Below are 23,165 nucleotides of genomic sequence, written 5' to 3'. Positions count from 1 at the left end.
TTAGACGATAGCTATTCTTTTAAAGAATATTTACATCTAAATTGTGTTTTTTCGACATAAAAGATAAGTAATCGGTATTACTACTTTACGGTCTCATAAAGTAATCAGGAAATATATAAAGACTGGGTATAAATTTATCTAAACATACAACTAAAACTCCTATCTTGCTGTTGGATAACAAGATAGGAGTTTCTCTTTTAATCAATTTAATTGTGTAGCTACAACTTATAGCTTCCCGATGACTTTCAAAATCTGCTCACCTATATTAATAGTATAGCCTTGCTGGACATACACAACCCGATTGAAGCTGTCGCAAATCAGGAAGATGGGGAGCGACGGGCTCTTTAGCTTTAGCTGTTCACGTATTTCGTTCACAATCTTCTTGTCTACATCAGTGCCCCAGACAACATTGGAAGGCAGGTTGTCGAACTCCTTAAAGTTGAAACGGGACAGGTTGTCGGCATCTTCAAAAAGGAAGATCATCTTGCGTCCCCACTTCTCGAATTGTGCCTTATAGGTGCTGATGTCGCGCAAGGTGTGGTTGGTTGGTTCTTGGTTCGGGGCAACAATGCCTACCATATAGTAGCCTCTGCCTGCCGTAGACAGCAAGCTCTTGTCGCTGTTGGTAGCCCTATCGTGGTAAATATCTTCTGCATAGAAGCTGCCTATTACCTGTACTGCATTGTCGTCTTCGCGCATAGTAAACGTCAAACGTGTTTCCTTGCCTGCCTTTATCGTGAACAAATAGGTTTCAGCCAGCACCTGTCCGCTTGCCATGCGCGTACCTGTTATAAGCATATAGGTACCCTCTTCCAGGTCTGTTCCTTTAGAAAAATCGTCTTTCCATGTAGCTGTTTCAGGATAAGTAAGAAGCTGTGCAACGCCGTTTTCTATTTTACTTAACGTGAAATGACTGTAGTATTTAGGGTTGTCGTTATACTTTGTGGGCTTGTATTCCAACAACAACGCTCCCTTGGGCACGCTCTTTTCCGCCTGTTTACCGTCAAATTCTACATCTATCCAAGCTCCGTTGGCATTGTATTGCAGCTTTCCGTTGATTTCATTGATACGAGCCGGGAAGCCTAAACTGCGGGCAGCAGCCACAAAGAAGATAGCCCTGCCCAACTTGTCGGTCTTCCTTTCGCGCCAGACACTCATGGGCAACATGCGCAATCGCTGTGGGTTGTGTGTCTCGTCGATGGCAATATTCGACTTACACCAGGCTATAAGAGCCTGCGGAGACCTTATGCCTGCCATCTTTTTAGCCAAGAAATGGCGATAAGGCGACAGCCATTCTATCTCCACACGGGGGTTCATTACGTACTTGCAGTAAAGTTCCGAAGTGTCGGTCTTGGCAACTTCGTGGTCTTTCAGTACCGTCAATTGCACGTCGCGGAGGTCTTTTTCCGAGATAACATCTAACAGACGCTTTGCCATTTCCTTGTTCTTTGCCTCGCGCAAGAAAGTCTGAATGGTGGCATAATTGCCTCGCGACCTGTCTTTCATCGTAGCTTCGTATGCCTGACGGATAGAGTCTTCGTGCGCCAAACGCCTTGTATTCTCTGCCCGTTGTGCAGCGGTAACATTCGGTAGAACCGTGCTTACAGGTGGCGGAGTTATGTCCCAAGTCTTTGTTTGAGGCAATCCGTCGCGCTTTAACACCAGGCGCAGCTCCTTGGTCTTGCCAAACGAAACTTTGTCGATGCCAACCTTGCCATCTTTAGACGCCCAGACTATCATGTCGCCCTTACCCGCTGTGAGTGTAGCCACGCCGTTATCATCGGTCGTTTTTCGTGCCACAGAGTAAAATTCGGCATAGTTGTAGAGCTTAAATTCCACTTTTGCACCTTTCACCCGCCTGCCTTTCTCGTCTACAACAACCACTTTTACCTCTGCCGTAGGTGCATAATTGCTGATTACATTTATTTCCGTATAGAGCGGAGTCCTGCTCATTACCTCTTCAGGACCATCATAATCGCCGAACACTTTCGTGTGCATGAGCATGCCACGAGAGGCACTTTCGTTGAACCAACCCAAGTTTAGGATAGGCTCCGGCTCGCATGCTCCGAGGAAAAACCACTTGCCATCTGCCCACGCTTCCACCCATGCGTGGTTGTCGTCGGTGTGTGCCCAGCGTGGAGTATATACCTGTCGGGCAGGAATACCCACTGATCTGAGTGCTGCTACAAGGAAAGTGCTCTCTTCACCACACCTTCCGTATGCCGTGCAAACTGAAGCCAAGGGACTGCTTGTGCGCCCATCGGTCGGGCGATAGGTTACTTTTTCGTGGCACCAATGGTTCACTTCGAGAATGGCATCTTGCATAGACAGGTTCTTTACACGGTTCTTCAGTTCTGCATAAAACACTTTCCGGCTATCGTCCAAGTTCTCGTTGTTCACACGAACAGGTAACACAAAGTGCTTGAACTCGCGTTCGGGAACAGTCTTTCCCCAAGGCATTTCACGGCGTGCCCGCAACGACAGCGCAACGTTTTCCTCGTAAAAGGCTTTGCTGTAATCGGTTTTGTCGGGCAAAGCCATATACTTATACAGGAAATTCAAATAATTAGTTGCGGGTGTTTGTGCTGTTTTTACATTCCGTTTAGGAGGATTGTAAAAACTGTTTGCAATGCTGCTACTGTTCCAACACAGAACTGCTGCGAGTAAAAATAGAAAGTTCTTTCTCATGTTAGTAAAATTCGGAGAACCCAATAGGCTCAAAATGATTTAGAAAAATATTGTTTTAGGCAAAATTACGCTTTTTTATTGAGTAATAGAAATTATACTATGTCTTTTTTAAGAAACTTGATTTGCTATTCATAAATTATCTTTATAAAGCTCACAAAAGCTGAGTATGCTATGCCGTACTTACAAAATCATTTCCTTGTATTGATAGTTCCATCTTATATATTCATACGCAATACCACGTTTTACACGTGAATATGGCACTGTGTTGTAACTCGTTATAATACTGATTATAATCTCATTTCTCTCAATCTATTATTCAATAGGTTTGTAAATTCATAATTCTTCAATCCCCATTTGGGTGCAATCAGCATCTCGGGCGGACTTTGTGTAACAAACCTTTCCAATACTAAGTCGCTTCTAAGCAGTCCGATGTATTGGGTAATAAGGTCGATATATTCCTCAATGGTATATAAATGGAAAGGCCTTTCTTTGTATATCTTCGCTAATCTTGTACCTTTTATAATCTGCATTTGGTGTATTTTGAGCATCGTCAGAGGCAGCGACGATATGATAGGAGCCTGTCTCAGGCTTTCTGAAGCATCTTCGCCGGGCAGTCCCATAATAACATGTCCACCCACATAGATGCCCCTTTTGGCAGTTTCTTCTACTGCTTTGCGTGTGCAGGCAAAGTCGTGCCCTCGGTTAATGTAGCGCAGTGTGTCGTCGTTGCAACTTTCAATGCCGTATTCTACGATTAGGAATGTCCGCTTGTTCAGTTCCTCCAAATAGTCCAATAATTCACTGCTGACACAGTCGGGACGTGTTCCAATCACAATTCCTACAACATCTTCCACTTTCAAAGCTTCTTCGTAAAGCTGTTTTAGCTTGTCTACTGTATCGTATGTGTTTGTATATGCTTGGAAATAAGCTAAGTATTTCATTTCTGGATATTTCTGTGCAAAGAAGCGTTTCCCGTCTTCCAACTGTTCTGTTACGCTCTTTTTGTGGCTGCAATACGACGGATTGAAGCTCTTGTTATCGCAGAAAATGCAGCCACCGATACCTATTCTGCCGTCCCGATTAGGACAAGTAAAGCCAGCGTCTATTGAAATCTTTTGCACTCGGAAAGGCAGTTGATTTCTTATCCAAGTACCAAAATCATGATAGTATTGTTCCATTGTTTTGCAAATTTACTTCTTTTTTTGTACTTTTGCTGCACTAAATCAATTTAATATACAATGAAAAAAATACTTCTTATGTGTGCAGCGTTAATAGCAACGTCTATTCATGCGTTTGCAGGTGAGCCTCTTAAGTTGGAAGATATAACGAAAGGTGCTTTCGCAGCGAAGACTATTTCTGGCATTAACCCATTGAAAGGGACGTCGGACTATGCGCAAATCTCTGCGGATAGAAAGAAAATAGTAACCTATTCTTTTGTTACGGGTAAAGAAACAGGTGTGCTTTTCGACTTTACCAAGTACCATGATTCCAATCTAAAGTCGATAGAAGATTATGAAATCACAGACAACGGACAGTTTATCCTTATTCAAACGGATACAAAACGAATTTATCGCCGTTCCTTTACGGCAGATTTCCTTCTATATAATGTAAAGAGCAAGTCGCTGAAAAAACTGTCTGAGGGTGGTCCGCAGCAAATTCCGACCTTCTCACCAAATGGAAAGAATATCGCATTTGTGCGCAGCAACAATATCTTCGTAACTGATGGAACGACTGAAAAGCAGATAACGACCGACGGTAAGTTCAACGAAATAATCAACGGATTGCCCGATTGGGTGAACGAAGAGGAGTTCGGGTTCAACAATGCCTTGGCTTGGAGTGCCGACAGCAAGACTTTGAGCTGGATACGTTACGACGAATCGAAGGTGAAAACCTATTCGTTGCAAATGTTCGAAGGTGCAAAGCCTGCATTTAAGAACTACGAGGTTTATCCTGGCGATTATTCTTACAAGTATCCAAAGGCTGGCGAAGACAACTCTAAAGTGTCCGTTCACGCTTATTCGTTGGAGTCTGGCAAGACACTTACCTACAATTTGCCACTCGATGCCGATGGTTATATTCCACGCATAAAGCCTACGAAGTTTGCCGACCGCATTGTTATTTATACGATGAACCGCCATCAAGACGAGCTAAATCTCTATAAAGCCAACCCAACTACGGGCGAATGTAGCTTGCTAATCAAAGAGAAAGCCAACAAATATGTGAAGGAAGATGCGATGGGAGGTATTCTCGTGATGAACGATTACATACTTTTCCCTTCCGACCGCGACGGTTATATGCACTTATACCTCTACACCATTGACGGAAAATTCATTCGTCAGATTGAGAAGGGCAAGTATGATGTCATAGAAGTTTACGGCTTTGACGAGAAAACAGGTGAGACTTACTTCCAAGCTGCTGCAAAGACACCGATGCAACGCGAGGTATATGTGGCTGACAAACACGGAAAAGTAACGTGTCTGACAACGAAAGAGGGCTGGAACTCTGCTGTGTTCTCTGGCGATTATAAGTACTTCCTGAATAATTGGAGCGACCGCAATACTCCTTATTCATACGCAATCTACAACAACAAGGGAAAGGTTGTGCGCGAAGTTCTCAACAACGATAAGCTCATAAAGGATATGGCAAAGTACGATTTGCCTGCTCGCGACTTCTTCAAATTCACTACTTCTGAAGGTGTTCAGCTGAACGGCTGGATAGTAAAACCTAAGAATTTCGCCCCTACTAAGAAGTATCCTGTCATCTTCTTCCAATACAGTGGCCCTGGCAGCCAGCAGGTTGTAGACCGCTGGGCACTTGGTTCAATGGGTGCTGGTGGCATCTACGAGGCATATCTCACGCAGCAAGGCTTTATCGTTGCTTGTGTAGATGGACGTGGAACAGGTGCCCGTGGCTCTGAATTTGAGAAATGCACCTATCTGAAGTTGGGCGATTTGGAATCGAAAGACCAAGTTGAGGCTGCACTTTGGATAGCAAAGCAACCCTACGTTGATGCCGATAATATTGGAATATGGGGTTGGAGCTTTGGCGGTTTCAACACTTTGATGAGCTTGAGCGAAGGTCGCAACGCCTTTAAAGCGGGTGTTTCTGTTGCGCCACCTACCAATTGGCGTTGGTATGACACCGTTTATACCGAGCGATATATGCGCACACCGCAGGAGAATCCTGACGGCTACGCTGTAAATCCTATTGAACGTGCATCGAAAATGAATGCCAAACTGCTCATCTGTCACGGTATTGCCGACGATAATGTGCATATTCAGAATGCTTACGAGTATTCAGAAGCATTGGTACAAGCCGACAAAGACTTCAAAGAAAACTTCTATACGAATCGTAACCACAGTATTTTCGGTGGCAATACACGCAACCATCTCTTCCGACAAATAACAGAATGGTTTGTAAAAAACTTGAAATAAGACTAATAGAACTTATCAGTTGTTATAGGTGCCCTGTACTTATAACTTCAGGGTTTTTACACCACCGATTTGGGCTAAGCCGAAAACGACTTACAATTATCTGCAAATAATTGCCGACGCAATAATTTGTTATAAAGTAAAAGGCTTGTAATCGATACTATCAACGATTACAAGCCTTCTTTTATTTAGGAAACGTTGTGAATTGTTTACTACATTATTTAATGATGTTTTGTTCCTGGAAAATCTTCTTTAGAATTACAACACCACGCTCAACTTGTTCCTTTGTATGTGTTGCCATAAGTGCAAATCTTACGAGTGTATCTTGTGGTGCACACGCAGGTGGTATAACTGGATTGATGAAAACACCTGCATCATAAGCCAATTTTGTAACAATAAATGTTTTTTGAATATCGCGTACATAAAGTGGAATTATAGGACTGGCAGTATCACCTATCTCAAAACCTTCCTCACGAAAACGCTGCAATGCATAATTTGTAACTTCCCACAAATGTTCCTGACGTTCCGGTTCAGCTTGAATGATGTGCAAAGCTTCTAATGCCGCAGCTGTTGCAGCAGGCGTATTACTTGCAGAGAAAATGTAAGTTCTGCACGTATGCCGCAAGAAATTTATGGTATCTTTATCTGAAGCAATGAAACCTCCTATAGAAGCTAAGCTCTTTGAGAATGTTCCCATAATAAGGTCTACATCATCTGTCAAACCAAAATAGTCGCAAACTCCTCTACCCTGCTTACCGAAAACACCCAATCCGTGAGCCTCATCGACCATTACAGAACAATTATACTTGTGTTTTAATCTTACAATCTCTGGAAGATTTGCAAGATCTCCTTCCATAGAGAAGACACCGTCAACAACGATAAGCTTTATCGCCTCTTGAGGTATTTTTTGCAATACTCGCTCAAGATCTTCCATATCATTATGCTTATAATGTAGCTGTGTGGCAAAACTCAAACGCCTTCCATCTACAATACTTGCGTGGTCGCGGTCGTCGCAGATAATATAATCACCACGTCCTACTACCGATGCCAAGACACCCGAATTTACAGAAAACCCTGTTGAGAAACAAAGAACATCTTCTTTGTGCATATACTCTGCAAGTTCTTTCTCCAACTGTACGTGTAAATCGAGTGTTCCATTCAGAAATCTACTGCCAGCACAACCAGATCCATACTTATCCAAAGCCTTTTTACCTGCTTCGATGACTCTTGGATCGTTCGTTAAACCAGTGTAAGCATTAGAACCAAACATCAAAATATGATGTCCGTCTATATCGGTTACCTCAGTGCCTTGCTTACTTGTGATTTCGCGGAAATATGGATACACACCCATTTTCATGAACTTCTGCGGATCACGGTAACTCTTGTATTTTTCTTGTAACTGTCCCATATATAAATTAGGTGTAGCATAAAACTACTTTTTCTTTAGGCTGCAAAGATACAATTTTTTGTTGAAATATTGCATTAATTATTAATGGATTAACAAATTAAAGTTTTTTCACTATAAAACAATAGAAGAATATTGATTAATATGTACTTTTGTCAATTGATTCTCTCAAGGAAACAAAGAGTAATATATGAAGTTGAAAGTTTTATTCATTATAAATCCTAAATCGGGAGTAAGCAAAAAAGAATCTCTTCCTGAAATAATTGATAACTGTATTGATAAAAAGTTATTCAATTATCAGATTGTAAATACAGAATATGCAGGACACGCTACTAAATTAGCACAACAAGCTGTAAAAGATAATTTTACTATTGTCGTTGCAGTTGGAGGAGACGGAACCGTAAACGAAGTAGGCAAGGCACTCATCAATACAAATACTGCAATGGGCATTATTCCAGCAGGATCTGGCAATGGATTGGCACGACATTTAGATATTCCGGTAAATGTAAAAAGGAGTCTCCAGATATTAAACCAAGCGTGTATCCACGATTTAGATTATGGAATGATTAACGACATGCCATTCTTCTGTACTTGTGGAATGGGATTTGACGCTTTTATTTCAATGAAGTTTGCTGAAGCAGGCAAACGCGGCGTTATAACATACGTTCAGAAAGTCTTGGAAGAAGGTTTAAAATACAAGCCCGAGACATACCATATTGAAGATAATGAAGGGGCTCATAATTACAAAGCATTCCTTATTTCGGTAGCAAATGCTTCACAATACGGTAACAATGCCTATATCGCTCCACAAGCTTCAATGAGCGACGGATTGTTAGATATTATTATTATGGAACCTTTCAATATTCTCGATGCACCGCAGGTGGCAATTGAAATGTTTAACAAGACACTCGACAAGAATTCCAAAATAAAAACATTCAAGGCAAAGCATATTCATATCCAAAGAAAGAAAGAAGGCGTAATACACTTCGATGGCGATCCTACAATGGCGGGGACGGATATTGACATTAAGATTATACCACGCGGAATTAAGGTTGTTGTCAATCCGACGGATCACAAATACAAGCGGAAGCCCAACATGATACAGACTTCTTTTTCCCTATTGTTCTCGAATATCGATTTAATTCGTTCAAATTTAAACAGACAGAGCAGAAGGGTCCAGGCTCTAAACAAAACCATTTTACGAAAACTTAATATTTAAATGGACTTCACTTTCAAGCAGTTCCATATTGAGCAAGACAAGTGTGCCATGAAAGTTGGTACCGATGGGGTTTTATTAGGAAGCTGGGCCATGGGCGGAAAAAATATTCTCGATATTGGTACAGGAACCGGACTGATTGCGCTGATGATGGCACAACGGTTTCCCGATGCCCACATCGATGCCATCGAAATCGATGCCAGTGCTGTCGTACAAGCGAAAGAAAATGTACTGTGCTCACCCTTTGCCAAACAAATAACAGTGAAGCATTGTTCACTGAAAACATATTCAGAAAGCGGAGAAAAGTATGACTCTGTTGTTTGTAATCCCCCCTATTTTGCAGACTCATTAAAAAATAACGATGATAACAGAACTATTGCACGACACACAGATGCTTTACCTTTCAATGATTTGATGAAATGCACATACCAATTGCTCACACCCGATGGCCATTTTTCATTAATACTTCCAATTGAATCCTATCGTATCGTAGAGCCTGAAGCTATTCTAAATGGCTATTCAGTTATAAGGAAAGTACTGATAAAAACCACTCCTTCCAAGCAACCAAAACGCATCTTAGTAGAATTAGGCAAAGCCCCAGGAGAGTATTTTTTTACAACAAAATGCTTGCAAGACAATACAGGCAACAAGTCGGAATGGTACAAAGAAATAACAGAAAACTTCTATCTTAAATAGAAGTTTTCCTAAAAAACCAAAAAGAAGCTATAAAATTTATAATTATAAAACTGCAAAGTTGTTATTATAAAATCGAAAAGTTTTAATTATAAATTTTTATCTTATAATTATAATCTTGCGAGAGGTTCTACGTTATCATAGAAAGGACGTTATTTAAGGAAAGAATTATGTACATTCGGCTACATAAAAAGAGAACAAAAAAATACTACAAAGAAATAGTAGATTTAGCTATTGAGGAGACAAAAAACTTAATGGAAATGTCTCCAAAGGTTGCAATATACGCATCAATTTATAACCAGCTGGTCGACATAAAGCAAAATATTATAGGAGAGAATAAAGTTTTCTCCAGATTTGAATTATATAAAAGATATTCGTTAGGAGCCGTTGCTGTGAAAAATTTTGATGAAAATGCTGACGAATACGCTCAGAAACTAATAGATAGCTACGGAGGCACTTTCGATTATAATAAAATGCCTGAAGAATAACTATACGCTATCAAGAAAACACAATTACGAGATAACGCATAAAAGCAAGAAGACAGAGACTTTCTTATCTTTCTATTTGCGGAACTAACCCATGGATATAACTACATAGAATATTGATCCCCTTCGTATTTTCTCCACCTTGGGGAATAATAATATCTGCATAACGTTTAGTTGGTTCTATAAACTGTTCATGCATTGGTTTCAAAACTTTCCGATACCTTTCTATTACCATTGATACGTTACGTCCTCGTTCTAATATATCACGTTCTATATTACGTATAAGACGCTCATCAGAATCGCAATCTACAAAGACTTTCAAATCCATGATATCGCGCAGTTTCTTATTCAGAAGGGTCATTATTCCCTCGATAATAATTACAGGTTTCGGCTCTACATGAATGGTCTCAGGCAGACGATTACAAGCTAAATAACTGTAAGTAGGTTGTTCTATGGCAAGTCCATTGCGCAAATCGTTTATCTGTTTAATAAGCAGCTTCCAGTCGAACGCATCTGGATGATCAAAATTTATAGCTCTACGTTCTTGCTCCGTAAGTTCAGTGGTATCATTATAATAGGAATCTAATGGCACAACGGCTACATGGTGTGGAGGTAAGGCTTCCACAACCTTTCTTACAACTGTAGTCTTTCCTGAACCCGTTCCTCCTGCAATTCCGATTATTGTTATCTTCTCTGACATAAATTTAGAGTATTTCTGTGTCTTTAAACATCTGTTTATAATAAGCAGCCTTTTCTTCAACACGCATGGGATAGGCACGGCTGCTACTTGGCTCACGATATAATTTTAACATTCTACCTTCAAATTCAAACGGTCTATACTCTCCCATTTTCATCTTCCAGGCATCTATATTGTAATGTTCGGTAAAAACTTTCGTAGCAAGTTGCCCTGCAGCCAATACAGACTTACATTCTGGTAATGAACGCAGCATACTGTCAAGGTCAGCAGTTTCTACTATCTCCAAATCCTTATCGGAAGCCGTCCCAGTTGTTCTACGGATTCGTAGAGCCGTATCAAAGATTGCAACTCCTTTCTCCTTTAAAAATCGTTTTAACTCTTTCAGTTTATAGGTCTTATTTGCCTCGTCTATAAAATGCAGCTTATCTTCAAAGAAGACAATTCCAAATATTCGCCACATATCGTTTGTGTAATTTGGATAATACCATTCCATAGCCCATCTTTTAGGAGCAGGAGGAAATGTTCCGAGCATCAATAATTTAGCATTGGAAGGTAGCCATGGTTCAAATGGATGAGTTTCTATTTCCATTTTATTTCTGCTCTTTTATTAAGTAAAGCACGACAGGCAAGTGGTCTGAATAACCATCGAGCCAGACACCACCGTCCGTAGTTCGTTTTATATTGCCTTTATGGTTACCTGCTTCCTGAAATAGATAATCACGACGGAAAATCTGATTCTTCCAAAACTTTAAGGTAGAATAATCCTTTTGATTGTCTTTATCCAAGAAATTCGGTGTCAATACGATTTGATCAAACAAATTCCACCTACCTTGATATTTCAAAGTTCCCGTATTCTCTTTCACTAAGATATTGTACCAAGGGTTATAAAGGTCATCTGCACCAACCTCGCTAATGTCTGGTTTTGCAGATAAACATTCTGCCATACTCTTATTGGTTGGGTCATCGTTCATGTCGCCCATTACAAGTACCTTTACATTAGGATCGTCGTTCAGAAGCGAATCCTTTAATGATTTTACCTGTTTGCCTGCTAACTCGCGGAAATATGAACCTGCACCACGACTGGGCCAATGACAGACAATAACCGCAACGTGCTCTTCAGCCAAAGTTCCACTTACGGTAAGAAAGCCACGAGTCGGACGGCGATCGACAGTCGAGCTTTCGTAAACATAAGGAACTAATTTTACATTGTGTATCGTAAAAAGTTTAGGGTTATAGAGTAAAGCACAATCAATACCGCGCTGGTCAGGTCCTTCAATATGAATGTATTTATAATCACGAGCAGCAAGAGATGGTTGCGCTGTAAGGTCTTTTAATACGTGTTCATTTTCCACTTCCGCCAATCCGATAATAGCACACCCAACGTTAGGAAGAACATCTGTGCCCATCTCTGCGAGCACTTTAGACATATTGTGCAACTTGCTCTCATACTTCATTTTATTCCATTTATACCTACCGTTGGGAGTAAAGTCCATGTCCTTCTTACCCTCATCGTGTGTATAATCGAAAAGGTTCTCTTGATTGTAGAACCCTACTCCGTAAACCGAATACTTCTTTTGTGCATTTGTCGTGGTGCTCAAAAGCACCATGAACATTAAGAAAAATAGATGTTTCTTCATTGTTATTATTGTATGAATTTTTAATCGAATAAAGTATTTTGCCAAAGTAAACATTGGACCACAAATGGGTATTTGGCTTGCAAATATCGTGATTTTATCTGATAATAAGGCACGTTTATCGAAATTTATGACTGCCAGATAAAGCTTTTTTGCTTTTACAAACCATTACACACATACACAATACTGTCTAAATCCAATTATATAAGGTGCAAAATAAAGAGCTAACATATCTAATTGTCCATTTCAATTTTGTTTCTTTTGGTTAATAACAGCGCAGAGACAAATGAACATATCAATACACGAGGCATCGTGTCTTAAACATCAAAATACAGATATCCACAGCATCAGCAAACAGCCGTATTTACTGGTGTTCCGCAAAGATGTTTGTCGTAACCCCGAAGCGACGATTGTCGTAACCCCGAAGCGACGATTGCCGTAACCCCGAAGCGACGATTGCCGTAACCCCGAAGCGACAACTGCCGTAACCCCGTTGCGACGATTGGAGTAACTCCGTTGCTATTTTGACAGGTATTCGGAAGTGCCCTATCACCGAGCCTGCACTGAATATATGTAGAAGAACAGCAAATTGGAGAGAAGTAAAGAAGAAGATTATTGCACAGATTTATTTACAGTGATTTATCATCTATTGTTTGAGATTAGCGTACAGATAAGATTAAGGAGTAAAAGATATTGCTCTATAATAAGTTATGTCAGACTTTTTTAGTACTTTTGCAAGCATATATAATTTCTTAGAATGGATAATAAGAAAGCAACATTAGAGCTTGGAACAAAGCCAGTGGGCAAGCTGCTGGCACAATATGCCTTGCCTGCCATCATAGCGATGACGGCAGCGTCGCTCTACAATATTATCGACCGCGTATTTATCGGACAAGTAGTAGGTCCGATGGCGATTTCTGGACTTGCCATTACGTTTCCTTTCATGAACCTTGCAGCGGCATTCGGTGCCGCAGTAGGTGTGGGGGCATCTACAACCATTAGCGTGAAGTTAGGACAGAAAGACTATGAGTCGGCAGAAAACATTCTTGGCAACACCATCACCCTGAACCTTATCGTAGGCTTGGCATTCGGAGGCATCTGTCTTTTGTTTCTCGACCCTATCTTGCGCTTCTTCGGTGCAAGCGATGCTACCCTTCCATATGCACGCGACTTCATGCGAGTGATACTCGCAGGCAACGTGTTTTCGCACATGTATTTCGGCATGAACGCTGTGTTGCGGGCAGCATCGAAGCCGCGAATGGCGATGTTTGCCACTATCTTCACCGTTGGTATGAACATTCTGCTCGACGTTGTGTTCATTCTCTGGTGGCATTGGGGCATTAAAGGCGCAGCTTTCGCTACCATTATATCGCAGGTTTTAGCACTCTGCTGGCAAATGAAGCTGTTCACCAATAAAAGCGAACTGTTGCACTTGAAGCGAGGCATATACAAGTTGAAAAGCAATCTCGTAAGAAACATTATTTCAATAGGTATCTCTCCTTTCCTGATGAATGCCTGCGCCTGTGTGATTGTCATCTTCATAAACAATCAGCTGGTAAGATTTGGTGGCGACATGGCGGTAGGAGCATACGGCATCGCCAACAGCATAGCAATGATTTTCGTAATGTTTGTTATCGGACTCAACCAAGGTATGCAGCCCATTGCAGGCTACAACTACGGTGCGCAGCAATACGACAGAATGATGCGAGTGGTGAAGTTATCCATTATCACGGCAGTTTGCATCATGCTGACAGGGTGGTCTTTGGCAATGTTTGCACCTTACCATTGTGCCCGAATGTTTACAACAGACCCGGAACTCATTAAAGGTTCCATCAAGGCGATACACATTATCATGATGATGTTCCCGCTTATTGGGTCCCAGATGGTTATCACGAACTTCTTCCAATGTATCGGAAAGGTCAAGATTAGTATCTTCTTGTCGCTTTCAAGACAGCTTCTGTTCTTGCTGCCCCTACTTGCCATACTGCCAAACTTCTATGGCATCAACGGTGTTTGGGCATCAATGCCAACCAGCGACTTTATCGCCGTGGTAGTGGCAGTAACGATAATGCTTGTCTTCCTACGACGATTCAAAAAAGAAAGGTGAAATAAAAATTGGTCAATATATATTCTCGTTTATGGAAAAGAAATTGATAATCAACGTTGGGCGACAGCTCGGAAGTGGCGGACGCTGCATAGCAAAAGCCCTTGCAGAAGAGTTTAATTGCCAGTTCTACGACAAGGAAATTCTGAACCTTGCAGCCAAGGAGAGTGGTTTCTCTGAAAAGTTCTTTGAGAAGAACGACGAACAGAGAGGATTTCTTAAATCGCACTTCCATGTCCATCTACCGCTCTTGGGCAATAACGACTTCTATAAAAACGATTTTTCACAAGAAGGGCTTTACCAATTCCAAAGCGATGTGATACGAAAAGCTGCAGAAGAAAATCCACGATGCGTATTTGTAGGCAGAACGGCGGACTATGTGCTACGCGAAAATCCTGATGCTATCAACATTTTCATTACTGCAAACATCAATTTCAGGGCGAAACACGTAAGCGAACGCCTTGGCTGCACAACGCAGGAAGCGTTGAAAGTAATTGAAAATAAAGAAAGCGAACGTGCCAAATATTACAATTACTATACAGGAAAAGTATGGGGACACGCAGAAAGCTACGACCTTTGTGTGGACGCAAGCATACTGGGACTCGAAGAAACAAAAGACTTCATAGCTGGCTTCGTACGAAAGAAGCTGTCAATAGAGTAAATTCCGTATGAAGAGAATTGGCATTATAAGCGACACACACGCCTATTGGGACGAGAAATACGAGTTCTACCTGAAAGACTGCGATGAGATTTGGCATGCCGGCGACATTGGTTCGTTAGAGGTGGCAGACAAGTTCGAGGCTATGAAACCTATCTTTCGGGCAGTCTATGGCAACTGCGATGGCTACGATATTCGTACCCGATATCTGGAAATACTGCGTTTCAAGTGCGAAGACGTTGATGTCCTGCTAAAGCATATAGGCGGTTATCCTGGCAGATACGACCATTCTATACGTAACACGCTCTACTATTCGCCACCTAATCTCTTCGTAGACGGGCACTCGCATATATTGAAGATAATGCACGACAAAACATTAAATTTGCTCCACATTAACCCAGGTGCAGCGGGCTTGCAGGGATTTCACAAGGAGAGAACCATTGTAAGACTTACCATTGAGGGCAATAAAATGAGCGATTGTGAAGTTATTACATTATCAAACAGATAGAAATAATTTGATTAAAAACAAAATATTAACAACTTATGAAAACTTATTTGGTAACTGGTGCTGCTGGTTTTATCGGCGCAAACTACATTAAGTATCTGCTTCACAAAAAGTATGTGAACGAAGATATTAAGATTATCGTACTTGACGCATTAACTTACGCTGGCAATCTTGGTACAATTAAAGATGACATAGACAACAAACGATGCGTCTTTGTGAAAGGCGACATACGCGACAGAGAATTGGTTGATAAGCTGTTTGCTGAAAACGACATTGACTATCTTGTGAATTTCGCTGCCGAAAGTCATGTAGACCGCTCGATAGAAGACCCACAACTGTTCTTGAATGTAAACATATTGGGTACCCAGAACCTCATGGACGCTGCTCGCCGTGCATGGGTTACGGGCAAAGACGAACAGGGTTACCCTACGTGGAAAGAAGGAAAACGTTATCATCAGGTATCTACCGACGAGGTTTATGGCTCGCTTGGTACTGAAAGTTACTTCACGGAAGAAACTCCGCTATGCCCTCACAGCCCATATTCGGCAAGTAAAACCAGTGCCGACCTGTTTGTTATGGCATACCATGATACGTATCACATGCCCGTCAGCATTACACGTTGCTCGAACAACTATGGACCTTACCACTTCCCTGAGAAGTTAATTCCATTAATTATCAACAACATTCTTGCTGGCAAAGCGCTTCCAGTATATGGAGAAGGCCTAAATGTCCGCGACTGGCTGTACGTAGAAGACCACTGCAAAGCTATTGACATGGTGGTTCGTGAAGGTCATGTAGGACAGGTTTACAACGTTGGTGGACACAACGAAATGAAGAATATTGACATTGTTAAGCTCACTATCAAAACCATTCACGATATGATGGCAGAAGATAAAGAACTTCGCAAAGTTCTGAAAAAGCAGGTTAAAGACGAGAATGGCGACATCGACATCTCGTGGATTAACAACGATTTGATTACCCACGTAGCTGACCGACTCGGTCATGACGCACGTTATGCCATTGACCCAACGAAGATTAAGAATGAATTGGGTTGGTATCCTGAAACGAAATTTGCCGATGGTATTGTGAAAACCATAAAATGGAACTTGGAAAACCAGTCTTGGATTGAAGAAGTAACCAGCGGCGACTATCAGAAGTACTACGAAAAGATGTACGGAAACCGATAAATAAAATCTTTCCCTGCCCTCTCAAACAGGTCAGGGGAAGTTTTCAAACTCACAAGTATGTCAAAAATAGGGAAGATAATAGAACTGCCTAAACGATTAGACCACCGTGGCAACCTTACCGTAGCAGAAGAAATGAAAGACATTCCTTTCAATATTTCGCGCGTTTATTGGGTCTACGATGTGCCAGGGGGCGAGAATCGTGGTGGACACTCGCACAAACATTGCCGTGAGTTTATTATTGCAGCAAACGGTTCTTTCACCGTCACACTTGATAACGGCACTGAAAAAGAGTCGTTCTTGCTCAATCACCCCTACCAAGGCTTACTTGTGAATACAGACACATGGCGAACACTCGAAGATTTCTCCTCTGGTGCAGTCTGTTTGGTACTCGCTGAAGATCCATTTGACGAAGACGACTACATCAGGGAATACGATGAGTACTTAAAATTCATCAGTAAAACCAAATAAGAAAAATAATAAAAGACTGGTTCATATGATTGAAATTAAACAATATAACCTTGATGATGCAGAGAAATGGAACGAATTTGTAACCATTTCTAAGCAAGGCACATTTCTTTTCAATCGCAACTATATGGACTATCACGCTGATAGGTTTGCCGACTGTTCGTTTCTTATAATGGAGAAAGGGCGCATCGCTGCTGCATTATCTGCCAATCGGAAAGGCGACATCTTATATTCTCATCAGGGACTTACCTATGGCGGATTACTCACTACGGAGAGAATGACGGCTGGAAAGGTATGCAATATCTTTTCAGAACTGGACATTTTGCTCAAGGAAATGGGTATAAAGCAAGTGGTTTACAAAGCCATTCCTTGGATTTACCACCGTATTCCTGCCGAAGAAGACCTCTACGCACTTACCAATGTATGCCACGCACAACTCGTCAGCCGCGATATTTCATCGTCGTTCAGCCTCCACGATGTACGAAAGTTTACCGAAAGCCGCAAAAGCGGTATTCGGAAAGCTATCAGAAACGGCATTCTCGTAGGAGAGAGTCAGGATTTAGCAGCATTCTGGAATATCCTCAACAACAATCTAACTGCCAAATACAATGCTCACCCTGTACATTCCTTAGCGGAATTACAGCTCTTAAAGGGTCGCTTCCCAAAGGAAATAAAACTTTATATGGCTACAACAACCGACGGCGAGCCATTAGGAGGCACGCTCATTTACGAGACACCGAACGTTGTTCATACACAATACATCTCGGCATCGCCCGACGGGAAGAAAATGGGAGCACTGGACTTGCTGTTCGACCATATAATAAACAAAGTGTATAAGGGCAGAAACGGCTATTTCGACTTTGGCAAAAGTACTGGAGCAAGTGGCACTGTGCTGAACCAACAGCTTATCCATCAGAAAGAAGGATTTGGCGGACGAGGTGTCTGTTACGACACTTACGAATGGAAAATATAAGTCTTATGATAGAATATTTATCACTCAAACGCATCACGGCGATGCACGAAGACGAAATAAACAAGGCGATTTCGGACGTCGTGGCATCGGGTTGGTATCTTAATGGCACTGCTGTTCAACGTTTTGAAGAGCATTACCGCACCTACATTGGTACACAACACTGCATCAGTTGTGGTAACGGACTTGACGCATTGCACCTTATTCTACGTGCATACAAAGAACTTGGGCAACTTCACGATGGCGAAGAAATAATCGTACCTGCCAACACTTACATTGCCACCATATTGGCAATAACCGAAAACAACCTTACACCCGTACTCGTAGAACCCGATATTACAACGCTGGAAATAGACGACAACCGCATAGAGGCAGCAATTACGCCCCGCACGCGTGCCATTATGCTCGTGCATTTATATGGTCGTTGTGCTTATACAGAAAAGATTAGCAATATTTGCAAGCAACATAAAATAAAGCTGATAGAAGACAATGCGCAGGCACACGGCTGTACCTACAACGGCAAACATACAGGAAGCCTTGGCGATGCCGCTGCCCACAGTTTCTATCCAGGCAAGAATCTTGGCGCATTGGGCGACGCAGGTGCTGTAACCACTAACGACTTGGAGCTCGCCGAAGCAGTCCGTACACTTGGCAATTATGGTTCGAGCCACAAATACGTATTCGACTATCAAGGCAGAAACAGCCGTATGGACGAAATACAAGCTGCCGTGCTCAGCGTGAAACTAAAGTATCTCGATGAAGATAATGCACACAGAAAAGAAATCGCCCATTACTTTGAACAGCATATAAAGAACGAGTGCATCACCATTCCTACAGCTTTAAACCGTGATAACGTCTATCATATATTCCCAATACTCTGCACTGAACGCGACAGACTGCAAGAATATTTAAAGAAGAATGGTGTGCAGACGATGATACACTATCCCATTCCACCCCACAAACAAAAAGCATACAAGGAATGGAATGCTCTTTCATTCCCACTGACAGAACGTATCCATCGGGAAGAACTTTCCATTCCTTGCAACCAAACAATGTCGTTAGGTGATGCAGAACAAATCGCAACGCTGCTGAACAACTTCGTTTAGTTTAGAAGACAAACTTCTGTTCCTTAAATATAGACGAAAAGCTACACTACAGTCCTTCTTCTCCTTTGTCTCTTTTACTTACTTTCCTCTTCTTCTTCATAATGCGAAGCTCCACAGATTTGGCAGCATCACGCATAGCCCTTTTTGGCGTGAAGATAATCTTAGGTGTTTTCAAAGTTTCAGTAGTAACCTCGTCTTCACTGTCTACCATGCTCGCCGGTACGATAAGACGAAACGAACCAAGGTCGGCTAAATCTACACTTAACCCGGACCTGAGAGCCTCGCGTACCACAGTAGCAAGACTGATAAGGGCGTTGCTTATATCGCCTTCCGAGAGCGATGTCTCGCGTACTATTTGTGCCACAACATTTTTATTCGTAAGGTGTTGCTGTGATGAAGCACTGGCGAAATAAACAGTCTGTCCCTTTCGCTTACCAATTGGTTGTTTTCTCGACTTTACTTCAAATACTATCATACTTTAACAGAGTTTATGGTTATACCTATATAACGATGGCACTACTTGTTTATTGTACCCTATACTTAATACCCTAACAAGGGTATCAGGCAATACCCTAACAAGAGTGTTCATCAATACCCTAACAAGGATATCTATCAATACCCTAATAAGGGTATCAGTCAATATCCTAATAAGGGTATTAATTGACGCTTTATAATGAGTTAATAAACATCTATATAAGCATATCAACTGCCATTTACAGATACTAATGCTTCAGGATTGACAATGCCTTACACAGGAGAATGCCCTGCAGAATGAGAAACTTCTTACAAGTAATTGTGAAGAACCAAAAGGTGGAGCAAAAGAGGACTTGCCCAGGAGCTACACTCGTCAGACAATGCTCATGTCGGGCATACATATAAAAAAGACTGTAAATCCTGAATACAAGATTTACAGTCTTTTAGTTGCGCTGAATGGATTAGGCTTCAGCAGGTGCTTCTGTTTCTGTTGCTTCAGTTTGAGCAGCCTCTGTTTCTGCAGCTTTTGCAGCTTCTTCTGCAGCCTTTGCAGCTGCTTTCTTCTCTGCTATTTTCTTCGCAATAGCTTCATTAACCTTTTTCTCTTCTTCGAGATTCTTTGCTGCACTTGCCTTCTTGGCATCGGCAGTCTTTTTCTCCAATGTTTCTTTAGAAGCGTCCTTCACTTTCTTCCATGCATCAAACTTTTGTTGACATGTTGCTTCGTCGAATGCGCCTTTCTTAACACCGCCACGAAGATGCTTCATCATATAAACACCTTCTCCTCTAAGCAAGTTACGAACAGTGTCGGTAGGTTGTGCGCCTGTCTCGACCCAATATAAAGCGCGATCGAAATTCAAATCTACTGTGGCAGGATTGGTGTTAGGGTTATAAGTTCCAATCTTTTCAGTAAATTTACCATCACGTGGTGCACGAACGTCTGCAATTACAATTCTGTAAACGGCATAGCCTTTACGACCTCCGCGTTGCAATCTGATTTTTGTTGCCATAATTTGTTTTAATTTTATAATTAGGTTTGAATTTTATGCTATCATCTCGTAATAGCGCTGCAAAATTACATCTTTCTTTTCAAGTTACCAAACAATCAGCCGACTATATCATATTTTATGACTAACCTTCACTCCTTTTGCCTTCTATCATTTTTGTTGTATCCAATTAATGGCAGTTATTTTCCCATTTTTCATTTGTGCCTTAATCGTAAACTTATTTGTACCTTTTCCTCCTTCACGTTCTATTTCTAAACGAGCAGGAATAGTTATCTTCTGTACAACGGAACCGTCTTCCGATTTATCGGTTGTCGCATTCAAAGGCGTTCCAAGTTTCCATGTTATATTCTTTACATCAGCTTGGTAGAGCTTTTCACGCATGTATTTGGATACGTCTGCTACAGTTGCGCCATCTCCACCAAGGAAACTGAATGAAGATGCCGTTACTTCTTGTATCTTAGAGGTACTCTTACTGTTTATTCCTTGTAAGAACTGCCGTACAAGAGTTGCTGCAGCCTTTTCTTCGTCGGGAGAAGATGTATTGTCGAGCATTACCTTTAATTTCTCATCGGCTTCCTTAGCATGAATTCCATTAGGATATTTCTCTCTGTACCCCAAATAGGCTGCTTCCGTGTTTGAACTTACAACTTCGTTCCAATAAAGTTCTTCTATTCTTTTCCGAATTTCATTCTTATAAGGCGTATTAGGGTGAGCTTCAAGATACGCCTTGTACGATGCTATGGTATTCTGCTGATTGGCATGAGCCCATTCATCGTTACTTTGCTGTGTCTGCTTCAGTAAACCTTTTATGCTATTTATATGCATTAATGGCGCGTCAGGATAATCTTCCAGATATTGTTCCATTACCTGGCGGTTATTGCTTTTCAGTGCTATTTTATATTCATCAGCCTCATGATTGTCATTACCTCTTTTATAGAAAAACAGAAGCGTGGCACATATTGCGAGTGCGATAAGTAAAGAGACAAAAAGAGGCGTGTGACTATTTCTTACTTCAGGGCGTACAACATTGCCATCAGCCGGTATTCCTTTCTCCTTAGAAAGTGGTTCTTCCGTTAAAGTTTCTTGGACAGAGTTCGGACGAGCTTCTTCTACTACAGGTTCAGCAGAGACAACAAGTTCTGTTGGCAGAGACTTTTCCTGGAACTCTTGTTCGTTATTCTTAGTCTCCTCCGCTACGACATTCTCTTTTATATCGTCTTCATTCTCATTGCTATTTGTTGTTCCGGAACGATGACAGTTCGGACAAACCACATCTTCTTTTAAGTATGTTTCTCCACAATAGGAGCATTTGACGAGATGTCCTGCAATCTCTACTCCACAACTTGGACAAACTGGTGCCTTATCGCTGACTTGATGTCCACATTCAGGACATTTTATAATCATTGCTACTTTATTTTTAAATTACGATACTGTCAGTAAATCAATTCTTCTATATCGATTACTCTTATTAATAATAACGTATATTCGTTCTTCGTCGTGGAAACCGAATTTCTCGCATACTATGTCGTCCCATTAATCGACTTTTATCTACATAGCCTCGTACACCATTAATATATCCTTTACCTGTATACTGCCATGCAAAAATATCGCGACCGTCATTTAATACTGGTTCCCGAGCTGTATACTGCGCAATAAAAAGTTTATACCCTGTTAATGAACCCATAAGATGACGATTATAGAAGTTCGTATATGTATAGACCAATGGACGGACACCATATTCTTTCGTCATTAAATCTAAGAATTTCAACAAGCTATCCTGCAACGCATAATCACTCAGTCCGCCAGTCGTCTCTATATCCACCATAGGAATTAAGTCTTGATCTTGCGGGCGACACTGTGCCCGAAAGTTCTGCAACTGTTCAATTTGTGAAACTTGTGGACGGTAAAAATGATAAGAACCCACATTCATGCCGTTACGTTTGGCAGCTTGTATATTCTCATAATATCTTTGATCTATCAGTGAACTTCCTTCAGTTGCCTTCAAATAAACATAATTCAACTTATGATTACTATTTGTAGCTACGGTCTCCCACCACACGTCCCCTTGATAATGGCTCATATCCAAACCATGCACATGGTCGCATGTATCCTCGCATTGTATGTTATATTGCGCCTTGACTCCTATAAATGAGAATATCCATAAGAAAACAAAAATATATCTTTTCTTGCTCATAGCTGCAAAGTTACGACTTATAATTGATATGTGAAAACAGTACATCTTTTAATTAATCGTTTACTAATAATTTTAGTATTATTTTACATGTAATTATATTCTTCTGACTTTTATATTATAACTTTCTTTTTTGTAATTACAAATTTTAAAAATATAATTATTCGTAGTTTAAGCGGTTCTATTCAGCGAAATACAATGAAAATATGATGACAATAAATTGCATAGAGTTCATTCATATTTCATATT

22 protein-coding genes are annotated in these 23,165 nt (G+C 41.1%); 12 read left to right on the top strand and 10 right to left on the bottom strand.

What is annotated here, in order from left to right; genetic code table 11:
- Nucleotides 1-225 precede the first annotated feature (225 nt).
- Both RDV52_RS08555 and RDV52_RS08550 read right to left on the bottom strand, forming a co-directional pair.
- Complete coding sequence (locus RDV52_RS08555) at nt 226-2,688, bottom strand: transglutaminase domain-containing protein (RefSeq protein WP_004366066.1); 2,463 nt, start codon at nt 2,686-2,688, stop codon at nt 226-228.
- Between the two features lie 287 nt (nt 2,689-2,975).
- Entirely contained in the window at nt 2,976-3,866 is an 891-nt protein-coding gene (locus RDV52_RS08550; protein WP_004366067.1) for a TIGR01212 family radical SAM protein, read from the bottom strand.
- A 60-nt stretch (nt 3,867-3,926) separates the two neighbouring features.
- Between RDV52_RS08550 and RDV52_RS08545 the strand changes: the two genes are divergently transcribed.
- Nucleotides 3,927-6,122: a S9 family peptidase gene (locus tag RDV52_RS08545; RefSeq protein WP_004366068.1), complete on the top strand. Its 2,196-nt coding sequence runs from the start codon at nt 3,927-3,929 to the stop codon at nt 6,120-6,122.
- Between the two features lie 214 nt (nt 6,123-6,336).
- Here RDV52_RS08545 and spt read toward each other — a convergent pair whose 3' ends face one another.
- Nucleotides 6,337-7,527, bottom strand: coding sequence for a serine palmitoyltransferase (gene spt / locus RDV52_RS08540; protein WP_004362237.1), 1,191 nt, complete (start codon nt 7,525-7,527; stop codon nt 6,337-6,339).
- 187 nt (nt 7,528-7,714) lie between these two features.
- On the opposite strand from spt, the gene RDV52_RS08535 reads away from it, so the two are divergent.
- The 3 genes from RDV52_RS08535 (at nt 7,715) to RDV52_RS08525 (ending at nt 9,921) form a co-directional block, all read left to right on the top strand.
- Complete coding sequence (locus RDV52_RS08535) at nt 7,715-8,743, top strand: diacylglycerol/lipid kinase family protein (RefSeq protein WP_004366069.1); 1,029 nt, start codon at nt 7,715-7,717, stop codon at nt 8,741-8,743.
- Nucleotides 8,744-9,436 carry a tRNA1(Val) (adenine(37)-N6)-methyltransferase gene (locus RDV52_RS08530; RefSeq protein WP_004366070.1) on the top strand — a complete coding sequence of 231 codons (693 nt, stop codon included), beginning with the start codon at nt 8,744-8,746 and terminating at the stop codon, nt 9,434-9,436. It abuts the gene before it with no gap.
- A 167-nt stretch (nt 9,437-9,603) separates the two neighbouring features.
- A complete protein-coding gene (locus RDV52_RS08525; protein WP_004366071.1) occupies nt 9,604-9,921 on the top strand; it encodes an immunity protein Tsi6 family protein in 318 nt (105 codons plus the stop codon).
- A gap of 64 nt (nt 9,922-9,985) precedes the next feature.
- Here the strand turns inward: RDV52_RS08525 and udk are convergent, their stop codons facing one another.
- The 3 genes from udk to RDV52_RS08510 are packed head-to-tail and all read right to left on the bottom strand — an operon-like array spanning nt 9,986 to nt 12,252.
- On the bottom strand, nt 9,986-10,618 hold the full coding sequence (gene udk, locus RDV52_RS08520; RefSeq protein WP_004362233.1) for a uridine kinase: 633 nt from the start codon (nt 10,616-10,618) through the stop codon (nt 9,986-9,988).
- 4 nt (nt 10,619-10,622) lie between these two features.
- Nucleotides 10,623-11,204: a uracil-DNA glycosylase family protein gene (locus RDV52_RS08515; RefSeq protein ID WP_004366072.1), complete on the bottom strand. Its 582-nt coding sequence runs from the start codon at nt 11,202-11,204 to the stop codon at nt 10,623-10,625.
- A 1-nt stretch (nt 11,205) separates the two neighbouring features.
- Nucleotides 11,206-12,252 carry an endonuclease/exonuclease/phosphatase family protein gene (locus tag RDV52_RS08510; protein ID WP_040557013.1) on the bottom strand — a complete coding sequence of 349 codons (1,047 nt, stop codon included), beginning with the start codon at nt 12,250-12,252 and terminating at the stop codon, nt 11,206-11,208.
- A gap of 283 nt (nt 12,253-12,535) precedes the next feature.
- Between RDV52_RS08510 and RDV52_RS08505 the strand changes: the two genes are divergently transcribed.
- The 8 genes from RDV52_RS08505 (at nt 12,536) to RDV52_RS08470 (ending at nt 19,244) form a co-directional block, all read left to right on the top strand.
- Nucleotides 12,536-12,691 carry a hypothetical protein gene (locus RDV52_RS08505; RefSeq protein WP_155812036.1) on the top strand — a complete coding sequence of 52 codons (156 nt, stop codon included), beginning with the start codon at nt 12,536-12,538 and terminating at the stop codon, nt 12,689-12,691.
- Between the two features lie 315 nt (nt 12,692-13,006).
- The gene (locus RDV52_RS08500; RefSeq protein ID WP_004366074.1) at nt 13,007-14,356 is read left to right on the top strand and encodes an MATE family efflux transporter; all 1,350 of its coding nucleotides are present in this window, start codon (nt 13,007-13,009) and stop codon (nt 14,354-14,356) included.
- Nucleotides 14,357-14,387: 31 nt separating this feature from the next.
- The gene (locus RDV52_RS08495) at nt 14,388-15,014 is read left to right on the top strand and encodes a cytidylate kinase-like family protein (protein ID WP_040557015.1); all 627 of its coding nucleotides are present in this window, start codon (nt 14,388-14,390) and stop codon (nt 15,012-15,014) included.
- Nucleotides 15,015-15,021: 7 nt separating this feature from the next.
- Nucleotides 15,022-15,519, top strand: a complete 498-nt coding sequence (locus tag RDV52_RS08490) for a metallophosphoesterase family protein (protein ID WP_004366076.1) — start codon at nt 15,022-15,024, stop codon at nt 15,517-15,519.
- Between the two features lie 35 nt (nt 15,520-15,554).
- On the top strand, nt 15,555-16,703 hold the full coding sequence (gene rfbB, locus RDV52_RS08485) for a dTDP-glucose 4,6-dehydratase (protein ID WP_004366077.1): 1,149 nt from the start codon (nt 15,555-15,557) through the stop codon (nt 16,701-16,703).
- 57 nt (nt 16,704-16,760) lie between these two features.
- Nucleotides 16,761-17,171, top strand: a complete 411-nt coding sequence (locus RDV52_RS08480; RefSeq protein WP_004366078.1) for a sugar 3,4-ketoisomerase — start codon at nt 16,761-16,763, stop codon at nt 17,169-17,171.
- Nucleotides 17,172-17,196: 25 nt separating this feature from the next.
- A complete protein-coding gene (locus RDV52_RS08475; RefSeq protein WP_004366079.1) occupies nt 17,197-18,141 on the top strand; it encodes a GNAT family N-acetyltransferase in 945 nt (314 codons plus the stop codon).
- 5 nt (nt 18,142-18,146) lie between these two features.
- A complete protein-coding gene (locus tag RDV52_RS08470) occupies nt 18,147-19,244 on the top strand; it encodes a DegT/DnrJ/EryC1/StrS family aminotransferase (RefSeq protein WP_050793648.1) in 1,098 nt (365 codons plus the stop codon).
- A gap of 46 nt (nt 19,245-19,290) precedes the next feature.
- On the opposite strand, the gene RDV52_RS08465 is transcribed toward RDV52_RS08470, so the two are convergent.
- From RDV52_RS08465 to RDV52_RS08450, 4 genes are all read right to left on the bottom strand, one after another.
- Nucleotides 19,291-19,719, bottom strand: a complete 429-nt coding sequence (locus RDV52_RS08465; RefSeq protein WP_004366081.1) for an HU family DNA-binding protein — start codon at nt 19,717-19,719, stop codon at nt 19,291-19,293.
- Nucleotides 19,720-20,179: 460 nt separating this feature from the next.
- Complete coding sequence (locus RDV52_RS08460) at nt 20,180-20,728, bottom strand: 30S ribosomal protein S16 (protein WP_004362222.1); 549 nt, start codon at nt 20,726-20,728, stop codon at nt 20,180-20,182.
- Between the two features lie 147 nt (nt 20,729-20,875).
- Nucleotides 20,876-22,129, bottom strand: a complete 1,254-nt coding sequence (locus RDV52_RS08455) for a zinc ribbon domain-containing protein (RefSeq protein WP_004366082.1) — start codon at nt 22,127-22,129, stop codon at nt 20,876-20,878.
- Between the two features lie 64 nt (nt 22,130-22,193).
- On the bottom strand, nt 22,194-22,919 hold the full coding sequence (locus tag RDV52_RS08450; protein WP_004366083.1) for a glycoside hydrolase family 25 protein: 726 nt from the start codon (nt 22,917-22,919) through the stop codon (nt 22,194-22,196).
- Between the last annotated feature and the right edge of the window lie 246 nt (nt 22,920-23,165).

This window comes from Prevotella nigrescens (genome assembly GCF_031191185.1).
Taxonomy (GTDB): domain Bacteria; phylum Bacteroidota; class Bacteroidia; order Bacteroidales; family Bacteroidaceae; genus Prevotella; species Prevotella nigrescens.
The sequence above is the reverse complement of the archived record's forward strand: the minus strand, read 5'-3'. Positions and strand labels throughout refer to the sequence as shown.

Excerpts from the sequence above, each read along its gene's own strand:
- RDV52_RS08460 (WP_004362222.1), bottom strand. The coding sequence starts at position 20,728 with ATGGCAACAAAAATCAGATTGCAACGCGGAGGTCGTAAAGGCTATGCC.
- udk (WP_004362233.1), bottom strand. The coding sequence starts at position 10,618 with ATGTCAGAGAAGATAACAATAATCGGAATTGCAGGAGGAACGGGTTCA.
- RDV52_RS08555 (WP_004366066.1), bottom strand. The coding sequence starts at position 2,688 with ATGAGAAAGAACTTTCTATTTTTACTCGCAGCAGTTCTGTGTTGGAAC.
- RDV52_RS08510 (WP_040557013.1), bottom strand. The coding sequence starts at position 12,252 with ATGAAGAAACATCTATTTTTCTTAATGTTCATGGTGCTTTTGAGCACC.
- RDV52_RS08475 (WP_004366079.1), top strand. The coding sequence starts at position 17,197 with ATGATTGAAATTAAACAATATAACCTTGATGATGCAGAGAAATGGAAC.
- rfbB (WP_004366077.1), top strand. The coding sequence starts at position 15,555 with ATGAAAACTTATTTGGTAACTGGTGCTGCTGGTTTTATCGGCGCAAAC.
- RDV52_RS08490 (WP_004366076.1), top strand. The coding sequence starts at position 15,022 with ATGAAGAGAATTGGCATTATAAGCGACACACACGCCTATTGGGACGAG.
- RDV52_RS08545 (WP_004366068.1), top strand. The coding sequence starts at position 3,927 with ATGAAAAAAATACTTCTTATGTGTGCAGCGTTAATAGCAACGTCTATT.
- spt (WP_004362237.1), bottom strand. The coding sequence starts at position 7,527 with ATGGGACAGTTACAAGAAAAATACAAGAGTTACCGTGATCCGCAGAAG.
- RDV52_RS08515 (WP_004366072.1), bottom strand. The coding sequence starts at position 11,204 with ATGGAAATAGAAACTCATCCATTTGAACCATGGCTACCTTCCAATGCT.
- RDV52_RS08470 (WP_050793648.1), top strand. The coding sequence starts at position 18,147 with ATGATAGAATATTTATCACTCAAACGCATCACGGCGATGCACGAAGAC.
- RDV52_RS08455 (WP_004366082.1), bottom strand. The coding sequence starts at position 22,129 with ATGATTATAAAATGTCCTGAATGTGGACATCAAGTCAGCGATAAGGCA.
- RDV52_RS08465 (WP_004366081.1), bottom strand. The coding sequence starts at position 19,719 with ATGATAGTATTTGAAGTAAAGTCGAGAAAACAACCAATTGGTAAGCGA.
- RDV52_RS08500 (WP_004366074.1), top strand. The coding sequence starts at position 13,007 with ATGGATAATAAGAAAGCAACATTAGAGCTTGGAACAAAGCCAGTGGGC.
- RDV52_RS08525 (WP_004366071.1), top strand. The coding sequence starts at position 9,604 with ATGTACATTCGGCTACATAAAAAGAGAACAAAAAAATACTACAAAGAA.
- RDV52_RS08535 (WP_004366069.1), top strand. The coding sequence starts at position 7,715 with ATGAAGTTGAAAGTTTTATTCATTATAAATCCTAAATCGGGAGTAAGC.
- RDV52_RS08450 (WP_004366083.1), bottom strand. The coding sequence starts at position 22,919 with ATGAGCAAGAAAAGATATATTTTTGTTTTCTTATGGATATTCTCATTT.
- RDV52_RS08505 (WP_155812036.1), top strand. The coding sequence starts at position 12,536 with ATGAACATATCAATACACGAGGCATCGTGTCTTAAACATCAAAATACA.
- RDV52_RS08550 (WP_004366067.1), bottom strand. The coding sequence starts at position 3,866 with ATGGAACAATACTATCATGATTTTGGTACTTGGATAAGAAATCAACTG.
- RDV52_RS08480 (WP_004366078.1), top strand. The coding sequence starts at position 16,761 with ATGTCAAAAATAGGGAAGATAATAGAACTGCCTAAACGATTAGACCAC.
- RDV52_RS08530 (WP_004366070.1), top strand. The coding sequence starts at position 8,744 with ATGGACTTCACTTTCAAGCAGTTCCATATTGAGCAAGACAAGTGTGCC.
- RDV52_RS08495 (WP_040557015.1), top strand. The coding sequence starts at position 14,388 with ATGGAAAAGAAATTGATAATCAACGTTGGGCGACAGCTCGGAAGTGGC.